This window comes from Curtobacterium sp. MCLR17_044, from assembly GCF_003234435.1.
In the GTDB taxonomy this organism is placed as follows: domain Bacteria; phylum Actinomycetota; class Actinomycetes; order Actinomycetales; family Microbacteriaceae; genus Curtobacterium; species Curtobacterium flaccumfaciens.
Genome location: NZ_QKTC01000010.1, coordinates 1 through 18,371, shown reverse-complemented (window position 1 = coordinate 18,371; position 18,371 = coordinate 1). Strand labels below are relative to the sequence as shown.

General features: G+C 72.2%; 13 protein-coding genes and 1 tRNA gene. 5 read left to right on the top strand and 9 right to left on the bottom strand.

The features are described from left to right. The first annotated feature begins 11 nt into the window (after positions 1–11). Positions 12–686, top strand: a complete 675-nt coding sequence (locus tag DEJ04_RS08540) for an SDR family oxidoreductase (protein ID WP_071405018.1) — start codon at positions 12–14, stop codon at positions 684–686. Positions 687–1,390: 704 nt separating this feature from the next. Here DEJ04_RS08540 and DEJ04_RS08535 read toward each other — a convergent pair. Beyond that, the gene (locus DEJ04_RS08535) at positions 1,391–2,587 is read right to left on the bottom strand and encodes an acetate/propionate family kinase (protein ID WP_027466390.1); all 1,197 of its coding nucleotides are present in this window, start codon (positions 2,585–2,587) and stop codon (positions 1,391–1,393) included. A 49-nt stretch (positions 2,588–2,636) separates the two neighbouring features. After that, positions 2,637–4,745, bottom strand: coding sequence for a phosphate acetyltransferase (gene pta / locus DEJ04_RS08530; RefSeq protein WP_071405020.1), 2,109 nt, complete (start codon positions 4,743–4,745; stop codon positions 2,637–2,639). 121 nt (positions 4,746–4,866) lie between these two features. Here pta and DEJ04_RS08525 point away from each other — a divergent pair. Next, positions 4,867–4,951 (top strand) — tRNA-Ser (locus DEJ04_RS08525). A gap of 300 nt (positions 4,952–5,251) precedes the next feature. Continuing rightward, on the top strand, positions 5,252–5,893 hold the full coding sequence (locus DEJ04_RS08520) for a hypothetical protein (protein ID WP_111038074.1): 642 nt from the start codon (positions 5,252–5,254) through the stop codon (positions 5,891–5,893). Positions 5,894–5,933: 40 nt separating this feature from the next. On the opposite strand, the gene DEJ04_RS08515 is transcribed toward DEJ04_RS08520, so the two are convergent. Beyond that, complete coding sequence (locus DEJ04_RS08515) at positions 5,934–7,937, bottom strand: helicase HerA-like domain-containing protein (RefSeq protein WP_111046806.1); 2,004 nt, start codon at positions 7,935–7,937, stop codon at positions 5,934–5,936. 41 nt (positions 7,938–7,978) lie between these two features. After that, positions 7,979–9,235: a multidrug effflux MFS transporter gene (locus DEJ04_RS08510; protein WP_051596893.1), complete on the bottom strand. Its 1,257-nt coding sequence runs from the start codon at positions 9,233–9,235 to the stop codon at positions 7,979–7,981. 227 nt (positions 9,236–9,462) lie between these two features. On the opposite strand from DEJ04_RS08510, the gene DEJ04_RS08500 reads away from it, so the two are divergent. After that, on the top strand, positions 9,463–10,044 hold the full coding sequence (locus DEJ04_RS08500; RefSeq protein WP_146248676.1) for a TetR/AcrR family transcriptional regulator: 582 nt from the start codon (positions 9,463–9,465) through the stop codon (positions 10,042–10,044). Positions 10,045–10,055: 11 nt separating this feature from the next. On the opposite strand, the gene DEJ04_RS08495 is transcribed toward DEJ04_RS08500, so the two are convergent. From DEJ04_RS08495 to DEJ04_RS08475, 5 genes are all read right to left on the bottom strand, one after another. Further along, the gene (locus DEJ04_RS08495; RefSeq protein WP_111022264.1) at positions 10,056–10,658 is read right to left on the bottom strand and encodes a substrate-binding domain-containing protein; all 603 of its coding nucleotides are present in this window, start codon (positions 10,656–10,658) and stop codon (positions 10,056–10,058) included. Position 10,659: 1 nt separating this feature from the next. Further along, the gene (locus DEJ04_RS08490) at positions 10,660–12,102 is read right to left on the bottom strand and encodes an MFS transporter (RefSeq protein ID WP_111046803.1); all 1,443 of its coding nucleotides are present in this window, start codon (positions 12,100–12,102) and stop codon (positions 10,660–10,662) included. A gap of 105 nt (positions 12,103–12,207) precedes the next feature. Beyond that, entirely contained in the window at positions 12,208–13,353 is a 1,146-nt protein-coding gene (locus DEJ04_RS08485) for a cystathionine gamma-synthase (protein WP_056070707.1), read from the bottom strand. Positions 13,354–13,366: 13 nt separating this feature from the next. Beyond that, complete coding sequence (locus DEJ04_RS08480) at positions 13,367–14,731, bottom strand: cystathionine beta-synthase (RefSeq protein ID WP_110863383.1); 1,365 nt, start codon at positions 14,729–14,731, stop codon at positions 13,367–13,369. Positions 14,732–14,905: 174 nt separating this feature from the next. Next, a complete protein-coding gene (locus DEJ04_RS08475) occupies positions 14,906–16,780 on the bottom strand; it encodes an ABC transporter ATP-binding protein (RefSeq protein WP_071405027.1) in 1,875 nt (624 codons plus the stop codon). A gap of 126 nt (positions 16,781–16,906) precedes the next feature. Here DEJ04_RS08475 and DEJ04_RS08470 point away from each other — a divergent pair, with 126 nt between their 5' ends. Next, positions 16,907–18,331, top strand: a complete 1,425-nt coding sequence (locus DEJ04_RS08470) for an amino acid permease (RefSeq protein ID WP_111046802.1) — start codon at positions 16,907–16,909, stop codon at positions 18,329–18,331. The last annotated feature ends 40 nt before the right edge of the window (positions 18,332–18,371 follow it).

Genomic DNA, 18,371 nt, shown 5'->3' with positions numbered 1-18,371 from the left:
GACTCGAACACATGAAGATCGCCATCGCCGGAGGACACGGCCAGATCGCCCTGCTCCTCGCCCGCCAGATCACCGACGCCGGCCACGACGCCGTCGCGATCGTCCGCAACCCCGCGCACGTGGCCGACGTCGAGCAACAGGGGGCGCGTGCGATCGTCGCCGACCTGGAGCAGCTCGGCGACGACGACCTCGCGCTCCGCCTGCGCGGTGTCGATGCCGTGGTCTTCGCCGCCGGTGCCGGGCCGAACAGCGGCGCCGAACGGAAGCTCACCGTCGATCGTGACGGTGCGATCCTGCTCGCCGACGCCGCCGAGCGTGCCGGCATCGAGCGGTACGTGATGATCTCCGCGATGGCGGCCGACACCTACGACCCCGAGCTCGCCGTCGTGCCCGCACAGGACGACGCCGCGGTGTTCCAGGTCTACCTGCGGGCGAAGGCCGAGGCGGACGCGAACCTGCGGGCCCGACGCCTCCGCTGGACGATCGTGCGTCCCGGCGGCCTGCTCGACACGCCGCCGCAGGGCACGGTCCACGTCGGCCGGACGGTCCCGCGCGGCTCGATCCCCCGCGCGGACGTCGCGACCGTCGTCCTGCACGCACTGCTCGACGACGCCGCAGTCGGCGTGCAGTTCGAGGTCACCAGCGGCGACACCCCGATCCCGGCGGCGCTGAACGCGCTCACCTGACCGGTCCGCGCGGCGCGCACCGTGCGCGCTTCGTCACCCCGTGCGGGCTCCTCGCCGAAGGTGCCGGGCCGCGCACCGTGCGCCCCTGCTCACCCCGTGCGCACTTCCACGCCCCGTGCCGCGCTGCAAGCGCGCACCCACCAGTCAGCCCCGCACCCACCGACGAATGCTGCACCGTGCCGCCGCGACGCGACCCACCGGCGGACGGGAGGCACAGCGCCAGCCCGCCCCGCGCCTCCCGTCCGCACCGTGCGCACCTGCGCACCCCGTGCGGACTTCCACGCCCCGTGCCGCGCTGCAAGCGCGCACCCAGCAGGCACCCCCGCACCCACCGACAAACACCGCACCGTGCACCGGACGGGAGGCACGGCGCCAGCCCGCCCCGCGCCTCCCGTCCGCACCGTGCGCACCTGCGCACCCCGTGCGGACTTCCACGCCCCGTGCCGCGCTGCAAGCGCGCACCCACCAGGCAACCCCGCACCGTGCACCGGACGCGACCCACCGACGGACGGGAGGCACGGAACCTGCCCGCCCCGCGCCTCCCGTCCGCACCGTGCGCACCTACTCACCCCGTGCGGACTTCCACGCCCCGTGCCGCGCTGCAAGCGCGCACCCAGCAGGCAACCCCGCACCAGCCCACTAACACCGCACCGTGCCGCCGCAACGCCCCGACGCCGCGCCGCGCGGCGCCGCGGCGCCACGCGTCAGAGCGCGACCGCAGCCGACTGCCGGGCGATCTCGAGCTCCTCGTTCGTCGGGATCACGAGCACCGCGACCCGTGAGCCGTCGGTGGAGATGCGGCGGGCGTCCCGCGATGCCAGCTCGTTCCGGTCCGGATCGATCTCGATGCCCAGGTGCTCGAGCCCCGCGAGCACGCGCCGCCGCAGCAGCGCGTTGTTCTCGCCGACCCCCGCGGTGAACACGACCGCGTCGAGCCCACCGAGCTGCGCCGTGTAGGCGCCCACGTAGCGACGGATGCGGTGGCGGTACACGGCGAGCGCCGCCTCCGCCTGCTCGTCGCCCTTGGTGGCGGCGTCCTGCACGTCGCGCATGTCACCGTTGCCGGTCAGGCCGAGCAGGCCGGACCGCTTGTTGAGCATGGTGTCGAGCTCGTCGAAGGTCATCCCGGCCTCGCGGTGCAGGTGGATGAGCACCGCGGGGTCGAGGTCGCCGGAGCGGGTGCCCATGACGAGCCCCTCGAGCGGGGTGAGCCCCATCGAGGTCTCGATGGACTTGCCGCCGTCGATCGCCGCGACCGAGGCGCCGTTGCCCAGGTGCAGCACGATCGTCTTGAGCTCGGCGAGTGGCCGGTCGAGGAACTCCGCGGCCTGCTCGGAGACGTACTTGTGGCTGGTGCCGTGCATGCCGTATCGGCGGATCCCGTACTCGGCGGCCAGGTCGGCGGGGATTGCGTACGTGTACGCGTGCGGCGGCATCGTCTGGTGGAACGCGGTGTCGAACACGGCGACGTGGGGGACGTCCGAGAAGACCTGCTTCGCGGCGCGGATCCCCTCGAGGTTCGCAGGGTTGTGCAGCGGCGCGAGGCTGTTGAGGTCCTCGATCTGCTGCTCGACCTGATCCGTGACGACCGTCGCACGGTCGAAGGTGGTGCCGCCGTGCACGACACGGTGGCCGACGACGGCGGGCGGGTGCTCGTCGAACGACGGCCCGACCTTCGCGAACGCGTCGATCATCGCCTGGAACCCGGCCGCGTGGTCGGGCACCGACGCGGCGTCGTTGGACGACGACTCCCCCGTCAGCGCGTTGGTGTGCTTCCAGGCCCCGGCGGACTCGCCGATGCGCTCCACGAGCCCGGAGGCGAGCGTGCGCTCGTCCTCGAGCTCGATGAGCTGGTACTTGAACGAACTCGAGCCGGAGTTGACGACGAGGGCTGCGGTCACGGGGTGGTCACTTTCTGTCGGGCCTGGAGGCGCGGTGCGGGTCGGGCGGTCAGGCCGCGTCGGTCGCGGTGCCGGCCTGGATCGCGGTGATCGCGACGGTGTTCACGATGTCGCCCACCAGGGCGCCGCGCGACAGGTCGTTGATCGGCTTGCGCAGGCCCTGCAGGACCGGGCCGATCGCCACGGCGCCGGCCGAGCGCTGCACGGCCTTGTACGTGTTGTTGCCGGTGTTGAGGTCCGGGAAGATGAACACCGTCGCGCGGCCGGCGACCGGGGAGTCCGGCATCTTCGTCGACGCGACCGTGGGGTCGGCTGCGGCGTCGTACTGGATCGGGCCCTCCACGAGCAGGTCGGGCCGGCGTTCCCGCACGAACGCGGTGCCGGCGCGCACCTTGTCGACGTCGGCGCCGGAGCCGCTGTCGCCGGTGGAGTAGCTGAGCATCGCGACGCGGGGGTCGATGCCGAACTGGGTCGCGGTCTCGGCGGACGAGATCGCGATGTCGGCGAGCTGCTCGCTCGTCGGGTCCGGGATCACCGCGCAGTCGCCGTAGACGAGCACGCGGTCGGCGAGCGCCATCAGGAACACGCTCGACACGATCGAGGTGTCCGGACGGGTCTTGATGATCTCGAACGACGGCCGGATGGTGTGCGCGGTGGTGTGCTTCGCGCCGGAGACCATGCCGTCGGCGAGCCCGAGCTGCACCATCATCGTGCCGAAGTACGAGACGTCGGTGACGGTGTCGCGGGCGAGCTCGATCGACATCCCCTTGTGGGCGCGGAGCCGGGTGTACTCCTCGGCGAAGCGCTCACGCAGCTCGGGGTCGAACGGCGACACGAGCTGCGCGGCCTCGAGGTCGAGGCCGAGCTCGGTCGCCCGCGTGCGGATCGCGGCGGGGTCGCCGAGGATCGTGAGCTCGCAGACCTGACGCTGCAGCAGGGTGGAGGCGGCACGGAGGATGCGGTCGTCCTCGCCCTCGGGCAGGACGATGCGCTTGCCGTAGCTGCGCGCCCGGTCGAGCAGGCCGTGCTCGAACATGAGCGGGGTGACGACCCCGGACGGGGCGAGCTGCAGGCGGTCGCGCAGGGCCTCGGCGTCGACGTGCTGCTCGAACAGGGCGAGCGCGAGGTCGGCCTTCCGGGGTGAGTCGGCGGCCAGGCGGCCACGGGTCTGGGTGATCCGGAGGGCGGTGTCGTACGTGCCGAGGTCGTTCTGCGCGATCGGCAGCGAGCTCGACAGGCCCTCGAGCAGCCGCGACACCTGCGGGGCGATCTCGAACCCGCCGTTCAGGATGACGCCGGCCAGGCTCGGGAACGTCTCGGACTGGTTGGCGAGCAGCGTGGCGATGAGGACGTCGCTCCGGTCACCGGGGACGACGACGATGCCACCCTCGATCAGCCGGGGCAGCACGTTCTCCATGCTCATGCCCGCGACGACGGTACCGAGGGCCTCGCGGTCGAGCAGGGCGTCGTCACCGCGGACCAGGGTGGCGCCGGTGGCCTGCAGCAGGGCACGGACGGTCGGGGCGACGAGCACGCGGTCCTCGGGGATCGCCCACACCGGCACGTCGGGGTGGTCGTCGTGCACGGCCTGCTCGACGCTCGTCACGATGGCGGCGAGGGCGTCCGGGTCGGCACGGTTCACCACGACGCCGAACAGCTGCGCGTGTGCCGCCCGCAGCTCGCTCGTCGTGACGTCCGCCACCTGCGCCATGCCCTCGGGGGTGCGGGCCGCTCGTTCGGCGGCGTCGCGGCCACCGAGCACGAGGAGCACCGGAGCGCCGAGGTTCGCGGCGACCTTCGCGTTGAAGGACAGCTCGGTGGGGCTGCCCACGTCGGTGTAGTCGGACCCGAGCACCACGACGGCGTCGCACTGCCGCTCGACCTGGGCGAACCGGGTGACGATGGTGCCGAGCGCCGCCTCGGGGTCGGCGTGCACGTCGTCGTAGGTGACCCCGACCGCGTCGTCGTACGAGATGCCGACAGCCGTGTGCTGCAGCAGCAGCTCGAGCACGTAGTCGGGTTCGACGACCGATCTGGCGACGGGCCGGAACACGCCGACGCGGCCGACGGACCGGGCGAGGGTCTCGAGGACACCGAGGGCGACGGTGCTCTTGCCCGTGTGCCCTTCTGCTGACGTGATGTAGATGCGGGTCGACACGAGGCCCAGGGTAGTCGCCGGACATGTCACGACATCTGGGAGCACCGGCGCCGACGACATGCGGTCGTGAGCACCGCGCAGAACCTGTACCATTGGGTGTCGCCGTCGCGAGACGGTGTCAGGAGAATTCGCCTAGTGGCCTATGGCGCACGCTTGGAAAGCGTGTTGGGTGCAAGCCCTCGGGGGTTCGAATCCCCCATTCTCCGCAGCGAGCAAGGCCGAACAACCACGAAGGACCCGCACCGATCGGTGCGGGTCCTTCGTCGTTCCACGACCGTGCGGTCCCCCACCCTGCGGACGAGCGCGTGCCCTGTTCCCCCTCGGTTGGCCGGGAAACGCTGACCAGGGGTGGAACGGGCTGTCCCCGGTACCCGTCGGTCGCCTATGCTGGCCGAGCGAACGGCTCCGGGACGAGCCGACCGCGGTGCATCGAGCGGCAGGGGCGTCGCTCGGAGGGCGTGCTGATCAGCGTGCCCGGAACACCCGAGGGGACGAGGAGACGCGCCATGGGGGACACCACCGTGCCCGCAGTACCCGTGCGGCCCGCCGTCTTCGACACGGTCCTCCGTCCGCGCCGGTCCCTCGTCCGCTCCACCGCGCTGAGCATCGCCTTCTCGGCCGTACCGCTCGCCGTCGCCCTGGTCTGGGTCTCGTTCCCGTTCCGCACGTGGGCCGTGTTCGCCGGGATCGTCGTCGCGATGGCCGCGGCCGTCGGCATCGTGTTCGTCCGACTGCACACCGCGTTCATCGGGATCGACGACGACGGCCTGACGATCCGCGGGGTCCTCACGGCGCACCGGCGGATCCCCCGCGAGCGCGTGCACAGCCTGGTGCTCGCCACGACCTTCGGCTCGTCGGTGGACCGGACCGTCCGGGAACTCGTCGCCTTCGACCGGACCGGCACCCACCTCTTCCGGCTCCGCGCCGATGTGTGGGGCGACGACGGGCTCGACCGGGTCGTCGACGCGCTCGGCGTGCAGGTCGTCGAGGATGCTCGACCGGTCTCGGCCCGCACCTTCGCGAAGCGCTACCCGACGAGCCGCGCCTGGTACGAGCAGCGGTCGGCGTTCCTGCTCGTCGGCGGCCTCGTCGTGCTGGTCGTCGGCGGGCTGCTCGCCGTCGAGTTCGCCGGTCTCAACGCCCGCTGACCCACCGGCTGGCCGGTCAGCGGCCACCGCACGGCACCGTTCAGCGCCGCCGCCGCAGCGTCGAGAAGATCCCGCGCACCACTTCCTTCGCGATGGTCCCGCCCAGCCCGGAGCCGAGCAGGTCCGACAGCGGGTCCCCCGCGGATCGCCGCGTCCCGGACCGCTGCGTCCCGCCCGACCGACCGGAGCCGCCGGACCGACCGGACCGACCGGACCGTCGCGCCTCCGACGCTCGCTCGGCCCGCTCGAACTCCCGCTGCTGCCGCTCGTACTCCTGCTGGGCGTCCGCCGACGCGTCCGCCGCGGCAGCAGCGGCCTCGTCGGCTGCAGCGGCGGCGTCGGCCGCAGCGGCCGCCGACTCCATCCGGCGCGCGAGCACCTCGCGGGCCGAGTCCGGATCGACGCGGGTGCCGTAGGTCGCCAGGAGCGGTGAGGCCTGCACCCGTGCGGCCATCTCGTCGGCCGGCATCGGGTCCATCGACCCCTGGGGTGCGCGCAGCCGGGTCCACGCGACGGGGGTCGGCGCGCCCCGCTCGTTCATCACCGTGACGATCGCCTCGCCGGTCGCGAGCGACGTGAGCACCTCGCCCAGGTCGTAGTCGCTCGTCGGGTAGGTCGACACCGTCGCCCGGAGCGCCTTCGCGTCGTCCGGGGTGTGGGCGCGCAGCTGGTGCTGGATGCGCGACCCGAGCTGCGCCAGCACGTCGTTCGGCACGTCCTTCGGGGTCTGCGTCACGAAGAAGACCCCGACGCCCTTCGACCGGATGAGCCGCACGGTCCGCACGATCTGCTCGGTGAAGTCCTTCGACGCCCCGGTGAACAGCAGGTGCGCCTCGTCCAGGAAGAACACGAGCTTGGGCTCGTCCTGGTCGCCGACCTCCGGCAGCTCGTTGAACAGGTCCGCCAGCAGCCACATCAGGAACGTCGAGAAGACCTCCGGGCGGTCCTGCACCCCGGGCACCTCGAGCAGGCTGACGATCCCGCGCCCGTCCGCCGCCGTCCGCAGGAACACCTGCGTGTCGATCTCGGGCTCGCCGAAGAACTGGTCGGCCCCCTGGTCGGCGAAGGTGACGAGCTCCCGCAGGATCACCCCGGCGGTCTGCTTCGACAGGCCCCCGAGCTCGGCGAGCTCGCCCTTGCCCTGCTCGCTCACCAGGAACGTCAGCACGCTCCGCAGGTCGTCGAGGTCCACCAGCGCCAGGCCCTGCTGCGTGGCGTAGTGGAACACCAGCCCGAGCGAGGACTCCTGCGTGTCGTTCAGGCCGAGCACCTTCGACAGCAGCAGCGGCCCGAACCCGGAGACGGTGGCACGGATCGGCACGCCGGTGCCCTGCCCGCCCAGTGAGAACAGCTCGGCCTGGCTCGCGACACCCTGCCACTGCTGGCCGATGCCCGCGGCGCGGTCGAGCAGCTTGTCGTTCGCCTGCCCCGCGACGGCCAGACCCGACAGGTCGCCCTTGATGTCGGCGGCGAACACCGGCACCCCGTTCGCCGCGATCTGCTCGGCGAGCACCTGCAGCGTGCGGGTCTTGCCGGTGCCGGTCGCCCCGGCCACCAGCCCGTGCCGGTTCAGCATCGCGAGCGGGATCCGGACCTGCACCTCGGGCACCGCTGCGCCGTTGACCAGGGAACCGAGTTCGATCGCACCGCCGTCGACGGCGTATCCGTCACGGATCGCCGCGACCGCGTCCGGTCCGAGCGGGCCGGCTTCTGCACGGACGGGAGGCACGGTGCCGGTCGCCGCCGTCGCCACCGGATCCGGGGCGGTCGCGTCGACCGCCGCGGCAGGGGTGGTGGGAGCCGGTGCGGCCGCAGGGGCGGGCTCCGCGTCGGGCGCGAGCCGCGCCTCCAGGCCGGTGGGTGGTGGGGACCCGACGACCGCGGGTTCCGCGTCCGCGGTGAGGACCGCCTGCTCCTCCGCCGCCAGTGCGGCGGCGAGCTCCTCGGCTCGCCGCGCCGCTTCGTCGGCGAGCCGACGTGCCTCGTCGGCGGCCTGTCTCGCTGCCTCGGCAGCCGCCCGTGCCCGCTCCGTCGCGTCGCTCATGGGCACAGCCTAGGGACCGGAGCCCGCGGCGGCCCGGGTCGTCAGTGCGTCAGCGCGGGGACCGTCCGCGGGCGGACCACGAACCAGAGCATCAGGATCGCGACGGCGGCGGTCGACGCCATCACCATCGCCATCGGGGTGGCCGTCGTGATGCCGAGCCAGCCGACCACCGGCGAGATGAGCCCGGCGACGCCGAAGTTCAGGGCGCCGAGCACCGAGGCGGCTGTTCCCGCCTCTTTCCCGTGGGCGGCGAGACCGATGACCTGCACGAGCGGGAACGAGAACCCGCACGCGGCGATGAAGAACCACAGCGGGACGAGCACGCCGACCAGACCGGCCCCGAGCTGGTCGAGGACGATGATCGCGAGCGACGCCAGCAGCAGGGTCGCGGTCGAGCACGCCAGGATCCACTGCGGACCGACCCGCTGGGCGAGCCGCGACGAGATCTGCACGCCGAGGACGACCCCGACGGAGTTGACGGCGAAGAGCAGCCCGTACTGCTGCGCGTCGAGCCCGTAGACCTGTTGGAACAGGAACGGTGACGCGCTGAGGTACGAGAACAGTCCGCTGAACACCATGGCGCCGATGAGCGCGACGCCGACGAAGATCCGGTCGGAGAACAGCGCCTTGTAGCGCTGGCCGATGGTGGAGTGCCCGGCCTCGTGCCGGCGGGCCGGCGGCAGGGTCTCGACGATGAGCAGGATCGAGGCGATGACCACCGCCAGGCCGTAACAGGCGAGGAAGACGAAGATGCCGCGCCAGCTGGTGAACTGCAGCATCTGCGAACCGATGAGCGGCGCGAGGATCGGCGCGAGGCCGTTCACCATCGCCAGGCGGGACAACATGCGCACCAGCGGCTTGCCGCCGAACAGGTCACGCACCGTCGCCATCGCGACGACACCGCCGGCTGCGGCGCCCATGCCCTGCAGCACGCGGAACACCGCGAGCAGCTCGATGTCCGGCGCGGTCGCGGCGCCGATCGACGCGGCGATGTGCACCGTCGTCGCGATGATCAGCGGCAGTCGACGGCCCACCTTGTCGCTCCACGGGCCGACCAGGAGCTGCCCGATGGCGAAGCCGAGCGTCGTCGCGGTGAGCGTCAGCTGGACCGCGCCGTCGGTGACGCTGAACTGGTCCTTGATCGCCGGGAACGCCGGCAGGTACAGGTCGATCGTGAACGGACCGAGCGCCGTGAGGGCGCCCAGGACGAAGACGTAGACGAGCCGCTGCCCGCGGGAGAGCGAGTCTCCCGGGTGCAGGACGACCCGGAGCGAACCGGTGGTGGCGGGCGCGGTCACGAGACAGGAGTCCTTCGACGATGAGGGGGCGGGGGGTGATCGCGGGTCGATCGAATCGATTCGTCCGCGGAACCATCCTACGGTCGCCGGTGCGTGCTCGGCGCCGCCGGTGCGGGCCGCCCGCGTGAAGCGGCTGGTGCTGCCCCTCGGCCCGGCGCGGACCATGCGGTAGCGTCGGGTTGCTCGGGGGCCTTCCGGGTGAAGCGGATCAGAAGGGGGTGGGCGTCATGGTGGATGCCCGGATCCTGCACACCACTGCAGCGCTGCGCGAGGCGATCCTGCGGCTCGCCGCGGACCGACCGGTCTCGGAGATCACCGTCGCCGACGTCACGCGTGCCGCCGGCATCAACCGGGCCACGTTCTACTCGCACGCCGTCTCCCCCGGGTCGCTGCTCGCCGACGTCCTGACGCCGGAACTCGACCGCATCCGGCAGGACGACGCCGACGAGCGCCGGGCCGCCGCCGACCGGGGCGCCGGGGCCGATGAGCTCGTGGCCATCACCCGGCACGGCATCAACGCCGTCGTCGAGCACGTGACGACGCATCGCGACATCTACGGCAAGGCGCTGCCGGACCCGAACGACGCCTCGCTGCACCGGCTGCTCGTCGAGCACTTCACGGTGTCGAGCGCCCTGCACATCCGCGAGCTCGACCCCGCAAACCGGCCCGACCTGCTCGACGACGTCGCCGCGGGGTTCGTGGCGCAGGGCTTCGTCGGGGCGATCGAGGCCTGGCTCGCCGGGCCCCGACGGTCGCGGAAGGCGCTGGTCGAGACGATCACGCTGTCGTTCCCGGCGTGGTGGAGCTGAGCGGACCGTTCCTACTCGGCGTCCGTCGTGTCGCCGTCCGTCGGGTCGGTCTCCGGCTTCTCGCCGCGCTGCAGGGACTGCACGACGTCGACCGCCGTCGCCGCGGTGTCGGCGTCGTCGCCCTCCGACGGCACGCGGTAGTCGGCGGACACCCCGTCGCCGCCGGTGCCGGTCGCGGGCAGCGGATCACCGAGGGACACCACGACGACCCCGGCGTCGTGGGCGGTCTGGATCACGCCGGTCAGTGCGGACGGTCGGGCGGCGTGCACGAGCAGGGCCTTGGCCCCCTTCCGCACGAGCTGGGCGACCGCGGTCCGCTGGGACGCCGCTGCCCCCGACGCCGGAGCGACCCGGACGTCCGGCCGGAACCCGGCGTCGGTCAGGTCGGTGCGGAGCCGGTCGGCGAGGGCCGCGTCGTCGTGGACCAGGACGACACCGATCACGGCCTGCTGGTCGAAACCGCCGTCGGAGCTCGTCAGGTCGGTGCTCTGCACGGGTGTGGGGGCAGCCGACGTCGTGCCCTGGCACCCGGCCAGGGTCAGGGCCGCCGCCAGGGCGACGGTCACGGCGACGATGCGCAGCACGGTGGTCTCCTCTTCGGTCCGGTCTGCCACGCTACCCGGCGGCCGGGCCGTGCGACGACGGAGTCCGCGACGGGACGGATCCGCCCGGGCCTGCCGGGGCGGTCGTCACCGGCGCGGGCACGGGGCCGAGCCGTCGGACGGCCGCGATCGCCAGCGCAGCGAACCCGACCATCGCCGCGAACACCAGGGGGAACGACACCGTGCCGTCGGCGCCACCGGTCGCGGTGAAGAGCAGGCCGGTCACCGCCAGGCCGATCACGCTGCCCGCGGCATCAGCGATCGTCAGGGCCGAGCTCGCGAACCCGTCGTCGCCCTCGCCGGAGAACCGCAGCGTCAGCATCGAGGCGCGCGGGTAGATCGCGCCCATGCCTGCACCGCCGACGAACCAGCCGGCGACCAGCACCCACCACGACAGGTCGAACGTCGCGACCGCGAGCGCGGTCACCAGGCTGACGAGCACCAGCGTGAGCCCCACCCCGAAGGTGCGCCGGGCAGTGAGCCGCCGCTCCCCCAGACGGCCGTGCGCCCAGCTCGACGCGGCCCAGCTGAGTGCCGCCACCGTCAGGGCGAGCCCGGCGGCCGACGGCGACAACCCGTGTTCGGCCTGCAGCAGGAACGGCACGTACGCCTCGCTCCCGAAGAACGACGCGGCGACGAGCCCGCGCAGCAGCACGACCGACGGCAGCCCGGCCGCGGCCCGGAACGTGCCGGTCGGCAGGAGCGGCCGCAGGGCGAACCAGGTGCCGACCAGCCCGACGACGACCGCCGCGACCATGCCCCACGGGGTCAGGTCCGGCGCCACGTTGAGCAGCAGGATCGACACGGCCGCCGCCACCGACCACCCGATCCGGACCCGCTGCCACGGCGGGCGGAGTGATGCGGCCGGGGCGTGCAACCGGCCGAGCGTCGGCACGAGCAGGACGAACGCGGCCAGCGCGATCACCAGGGCCCCGGCGAACACCCAGTGCCAGTTCCAGGTGTCGGTGACGATGCCGGCCAGGGCGGGACCGATCAGCGCTGGGACGACCCAGGCAGCAGCGAACCCGGCGAACACCGGTCCGTGCAGCTCGGCGGGGAAGATCCGGGCGACCAGCACGTACAGCACCACGTCGATCGCCCCGGCGCCGAACCCCTCGATGAGCCGCCCGGCCAGGAACACCTCCATGGTCGGCGCGAGCATCACCACGGCGGTCCCCACGGCGAAGAACACCGCCGACACCCAGGCCACGATCCGTCCGCCAGCGCGGTCTGCCCAGTTGCCGGCGAGGACCATGCCGGGCACCCCGGCGGCGAGTGGCGCGGCGAAGGCGAGCGCGTACAGGGTCTCGCCGTCGAGGTCGCGGCTGATCACCGGCATGATCGTCGTCATCGCCAGGTTCTGGAACGCCGCGACGCCGACGATCGCGACCATGCCGATCGTCGCGAGGGCGTACGGCCCGCTCAGCAGGCTGGTCCGCGACGCCGTTGTGCTCACCCGATCATCGTAGGGGCGGGCGCCGACGACACGGTGGCGCGTCCCGCGTCCCGCGTCCCGCGACCCCCGTCCCGCGCCCCGAGTCCCGCGGCAGCAGGGCCCGCTTCAGCGCGCCAGCGCCTGCTCCAGGTCCGCCACCAGGTCGCCGGCGTCCTCGATGCCCACCGACAGGCGGACCACGTTCTCCGGCACGGCCAGCTCGGTGCCCTTCACCGACGCGTGGGTCATCTCGCTCGGGTACCCGATGAGCGACTCCACTCCTCCGAGCGACTCGGCCAGGGCGAACAGCTCCGTCGACTCCGCGAACCGCTTCGCCGCCTCGGCGCCGCCGGAAAGCGCGACCGAGAGCATCCCGCCGAAGCCGCGCATCTGGCGTGCGGCGACGTCGTGCCCCGGGTGGTCGGGCAGGCCCGGGTAGTAGACGCGCTCGACACCGGGCGCGACGACGAGCGCCTCGGCGACGGCCTGCGCGTTCCGCGAGTGCCGCTCCATGCGCACCGCGAGCGTCTTGATGCCGCGGGTGGTCAGGTAGGCGTCGAACGGCGACGAGATCGCACCCGCGCCGAACTGCAGGAACTGCACCTTCGCCGCGAGCTCCTCGTCCGCCAGCACGACGGCTCCGCCGACGACGTCGGAGTGTCCGCCGAGGTACTTCGTGGTCGAGTACACGACGACGTCGGCGCCGAGCGACAGCGGCTGCTGCAGGTACGGCGACGCGAACGTGTTGTCGACGACCACCAGTGCGCCCGACTCGTGCCCGAGGGTCGCGAGCGCGGCGATGTCGGCGATCTTCATGAGCGGGTTCGTCGGCGTCTCGACCCACAGCACGGTGGTGGCCGGTGCGCCCTGCAGGGCTGCACGGACCTGGTCGAGGTCGCTCATGTCGACGACGACGAGCTCGACGCCCCACGGCACGTGCAGCCGGCTCACCAGGCGGTGGGTGCCGCCGTACACGTCGTTGCCCATCACGACGCGGCCACCGGGGACCAGCGCGGCACGGAGCAGGGCGTCCTCGGCGGCGAGCCCGGACGCGAACGACGACGCCGCGACGCCGCCGTCGAGGTCGGCCAGGAGCACCTGCAGCGAGTCACGCGTCGGGTTGCCGGCGCGCGAGTACTCGTAGCCGTTGCGCATGCCGCCGACGCCGTCCTGCACGTACGTCGACGTCAGGTGGATCGGCGGGATGACGGCGCCGGTGGTCTCGTCGGGCTCCTGGCCGGCGTGGACGGCCCGGGTGCTGAACTCGGTCATGCTCGGTGGTTCCTTACTCGGAGAGGTAGGTGAGGAGGTCGTGCCGGGTCAGCACGGTGACGGGCTTGCCGTCCGCGACGACGAGGAGCGCGTCGGCCGACTCGAGCGCACGACGCGCCGCGGAGACCGACTCGCCGACCCCGATGAGCGGCAGCGGGTCGCCGACGAAGCCGGTGAGCGCGTCCGACATCTTCGCGGTGCCGGTGAAGACCTGCTCGAGCAGCGCCTTCTCCTCGACGGCGCCGACGACCTCGCCGATGACGACGGGCGGCTCCGCGCTGAGCACGGGCATCTGCGAGACGCCGTACTTGGTCATGATGTCGACGACGTCGCGCACGGTGTCCGCCGGGTGCGCGTGCACGAGGTCGGGCAGGCGGCCGTCCTTGCCGGCGATGAGCGAGCCGACGGTGCGCTCGTCGTCGGTCTCGGCGAAGCCGTAGGAGCGCATCCACCGGTCGTTGAAGATCTTGCCGAGGTACCCGCGGCCGCCGTCCGGCAGCAGCACGACGACGACGTCGTCCTCGGTCAGGTCACGGGCCGCGCGGAGCGCCGCGACGACGGCCATGCCGCTCGATCCGCCGACGAGCAGTCCTTCTTCGCGCGCCAGGCGCCGGGTCATCGCGAAGGAGTCGGCGTCCGACACCGCGATGATCTCGTCCGGCACGCCGGCGTCGTACGCGCTCGGCCAGAAGTCCTCGCCGACGCCCTCGACCAGGTACGGGCGACCGGTGCCGCCGGAGTACACGGAGCCCTCGGGGTCGGCCCCGACGATGCGGACGCCGCCGTCGGACGCCTCCTTCAGGTACCGTCCGGTGCCCGAGATCGTGCCGCCGGTCCCGACGCCCGCGACGAAGTGGGTGATCTGCCCCTCGGTGTCGCGCCAGATCTCCGGACCGGTGGTCTCGTAGTGGCTGCGGGGACCGTTCGGGTTCGCGTACTGGTTCGGCTTGTAGGCGCCGGGGATCTCCTGCACGAGCCGGTCCGACACCGAGTAGTAGGACTCGGGGTGCTCCGGCGCGACCGCGGTCGGGGTCACGACGATCTCGGCGCCGTACGCCGTCAGCACGTTGCGCTTGTCCTCGCCGACCTTGTCGGGCAGCACGAAGACGCACCGGTAGCCGCGCTGCTGTGCGACCAGGGCCAGACCGACGCCGGTGTTGCCGGAGGTCGGTTCGACGATGGTGCCGCCGGGGCGCAGGTCACCGGAGGCCTCGGCCGCGTCGATGATCCGGGTGGCGATGCGGTCCTTGGACGACCCACCGGGGTTCAGGTACTCGACCTTCACCAGGATGGTCGCCCGCACCCCCTCGGTCACCCGGTTGAGCTTGACGAGCGGGGTGTCGCCGACGAGGTCGACGACGGAGTTCGCGTAACGCACGGCGTCGAGTCTAGGACGCGGTCCCCGCGTCCCGCTGGGATGTGTCGTGCGCGGACAACGCACCGTGATCCCGCGGCGGGCGACGTGCCCTGGTCGCGCTGCGCGCCGGACGGGAGGCCCGTGCGGACGCCGCCACGGGCCTCCTGTCCGGCGCCCGGTCGCGACCACGACCGGTCAGGGCCGGACGACGTCCGCCGACGTGTTCTGCTGCCGGTGCAGCTGGGCGTACGTGCCGTCGAGGGCGAGGAGTTCGTCGTGCGTGCCCTGCTCGACGATCTGCCCGTGGTCCAGGACGAAGATGACGTCGGCGTCGCGGATCGTCGACAACCGGTGCGCGATCGAGATGGTGGTCCGGCCGGCCGCCGCAGTGTCGAGCGCCGTCTGCACGACGTGTTCCGAGATGGAGTCGAGTGCACTGGTGGCCTCGTCGAGGACGAGCACCGGCGGGTCCTTCAGCATGACCCGCGCGATGGCGATGCGCTGCTTCTCGCCACCGGACAGGCGGTAGCCGCGCTCCCCCACGACGGTGTCGTAGCCGTCCGGGAACGACGCGATCGTGTCGTGGATGTTCGCCGCACGGGCCGCACGCTCGAGCTCGTCGTCGGTGGCGTCGGGCTTGGCGTACCGCAGGTTCTCGCCGATCGTGGCGTGGAACAGGTACGTCTCCTGGCTGACGATGCCGACGTGCCGCATCAGGTCCTCGTGCACCAGGTCGCGGACGTCCTGCCCGGCGAACCGCACCGATCCCTCGGTCGCCTCGTACAGCCGGGGCACCAGGTAGGACACCGTCGTCTTGCCCGCGCCGGAGGGACCGACGAAGGCCGCGAACTGCCCGGGGCGGAGCTCGAACGACACCCCGCGCAGGGTCGGCTTGTCGGCTTCGCCGTCGGGGTAGGTGAAGACGACGTCGTCGAAGGCGACGTGGCCGACCTTCGACTCGTCCACGGGCCGGGCGGTCGGCGAGTCCGTGATGGCCGGCTTGAGGTCGAAGTACTCGAAGATGCGGGCGAAGAGCGCACCGGAGGTCTGCAGGTCGAGGACCACGCGCAGCAGCCCGACCGTCGGGAACAGCAGCCGGGACTGCACCGTCGTGAACGCGACGATCGTGCCGGCCGTGATCGGGACGTCCCCGATGATCAGGTACGCGGCGACGACGTAGATTATCGCCGGGATGATCGACAGGAAGATCTGCACGATCGCGAAGAACCACTGCCCGGACATCTGCTGGCGCACCTGCAGGGTGATCTGGTTGCGGTTCTCGTCCCCGTAGCGGCGGGTCTCACTGGCCTGCTGGTTGAAGCTCTTCGCCAGCAGGATGCCCGAGACGCTCAGCGCCTCTTGGGTGATGGCCGTCATGTCGGACAGCGACTCCTGCGTCTGCGCGGCGATGCGGGCGCGGACCTGGCCGACGCGGCGCTGCGCGATCACGAGGAGCGGCAGCAGGACCACGGCGACCAGCGTCATCTGCCAGCTCAGCAGGAGCATCGCGACCACAGCGGCGATCACGGTCACGGTGTTGCCGAGCACCGACGAGATCGTGTTGTTCAGCACGCTCGCCACGCCGCCGACGTCGTTCTGCAGGCGCGACTGGATGACGCCGGTCTTGGTTCGGGTGAAGAACGCGAGCTCCATCCGCTGCAGGTGCGCGAACAGGCGCATCCGCATCGCACCCATGACCTTGTTGCCGACCGTCGCGGTCAGGTACGTCTGCCAGACGCCGACCCCGGCGCTCGCGATCCAGAGCAGGACCATCGCGGACACGAGCTCGATCAGCACCGGCACGTCCGGGCGACCCGACGGCGGGAACAGCCCGCGGTCGAACGCCTGCTGGGTGAGCAGCGGCGGCACGACCGAGATGGCCGCACCGATCAGCACGAGGACGACCGTGAGCATGATCGCCCGGCGGTGCGGCTCGAACAGCGCGGCGATGCGCCGGACCAGGTGCGGGATCCTCGGCGCCTCGGCGTTGGCGGCCTTCTGCGCGCGGAAGTCGCCGCTCGAGATGCGCCCACCCCCGCGCGGACCGCCGCCTCGCCCGCCGTGTCCCATGCTCATGGAGCCACCGTAGCCCCGCGCTCGGACATCGACCGCCCTGTCCACAGCCCCGCAGTATTTGACCCCGTTCAGGGGGCGTGCGAGCATGTGCCGTCCCCGTCCCCGCACCACCGAGGTCCCATGTCGTCCGCGCCGTCACGTCCCACGTCCCTGGGGGCGCAGCTCGCCCGCCGCAAGCCGATCGAGCAGCTGCAGGCCGAAGCCTCCCGCGGTGTGAACGGGGAACCGCTCCGTCGGTCGCTCGGGGTCTGGCAGCTGACGATGATCAGCGTCGGGGCCACGCTCGGCACCGGCATCCTGGTCGTCCTCGGCACCGCGGTCCCGCTCGCCGGTCCCGCCGTCTGGATCTCGTTCGTCGTCGCGGGGATCGCCGCGCTGCTGTCCGCGCTGTCGTACGCCGAGATGGCGGGCGCCGTCCCGACCTCGGGGTCCAGCTACTCGTACACCTACGCCACGATGGGCGAGGGCATCGCCTGGATCTGCGGATGGTGCCTCGTGCTCGAGTACGCCGTCTCGGTGGCCGCGGTCGCCGTCGGTGCCAGCGAGTACGTCGACGAGACCCTGCGCGTGTTCGGACTGCATCTGCCCACCGCGCTCTCGGCTCCCCCGGTCGACGGCGGCGTGGTCAACCTGCCCGCGGCGGTCCTGGTCCTGCTCGCCACCGCCGTGCTGCTGCCCGGTGCCCGCGAGAGCGCCTGGGTGAACACCGTCATGGTGATCGTGAAGATCGCCCTGCTGGTCTTCTTCGTCGTCGTGGCGTTCACGGCGTTCCGGGCGCAGAACTTCGAGCCGCTGGCCCCGATGGGCGCCGCCGGGGTCACCGCCGCCGCGTCACGGCTCTTCTTCTCGTACATCGGCTTCGACGCCGCCTCGACCGCCGGTGAAGAGGCGAAGAACCCCCGCCGCGACCTGCCCCGGGCGATCATCGGCTCGATCGCGCTCATCACCGCGCTGTACATCCTCGTCGCGATCGCTGCCGTCGGGGCCCGCTCGTGGACCGCGTTCTCGTCGTCCGAGGCGTCGCTCGTCCGCATCGTCGTCGACGTCACGGGGCAGCCGCTCGTCGCCCTCGTGTTCTCGATCGGCGCCGTCGTCGCCATCGCCAGCGTCGTGCTCACCGTCCTGTACGGCCAGACCCGCATCCTGCTCACGATGTCCCGCGACGGTCTGGTGCCGAAGGTCTTCGGCCGGGTCTCCCGACGCACCGGCACCCCGATCGCGAACACGCTCATCATCGGGATCGCCGTGACGATCGTCGCCGCGCTCGTGCCCCTCGGGGAACTCGCCGACGCCACGAGCATCGGCACCCTCGTCGCCTTCGCCCTGGTGAACGTGTCCGTCATCGTGCTCCGCCGCTCGCAGCCCGACCTGGAGCGCTCGTACCGGGTGCCGCTGTTCCCCGTCGTGCCGATCCTCGGCACCCTGAGCTGCGTGCTGCTCGCGGTGTTCCTCGGCACCACCACCTGGATCGCCTTCGGCATCTGGATGGTCGCCGGCGCCCTGCTCTACCTGGCCTACGGCCGCCGCCACAGCACCCTGCGCTGACGCGCGCGCCGCGCCGCCCCGCCTGTCTCTTATACACATC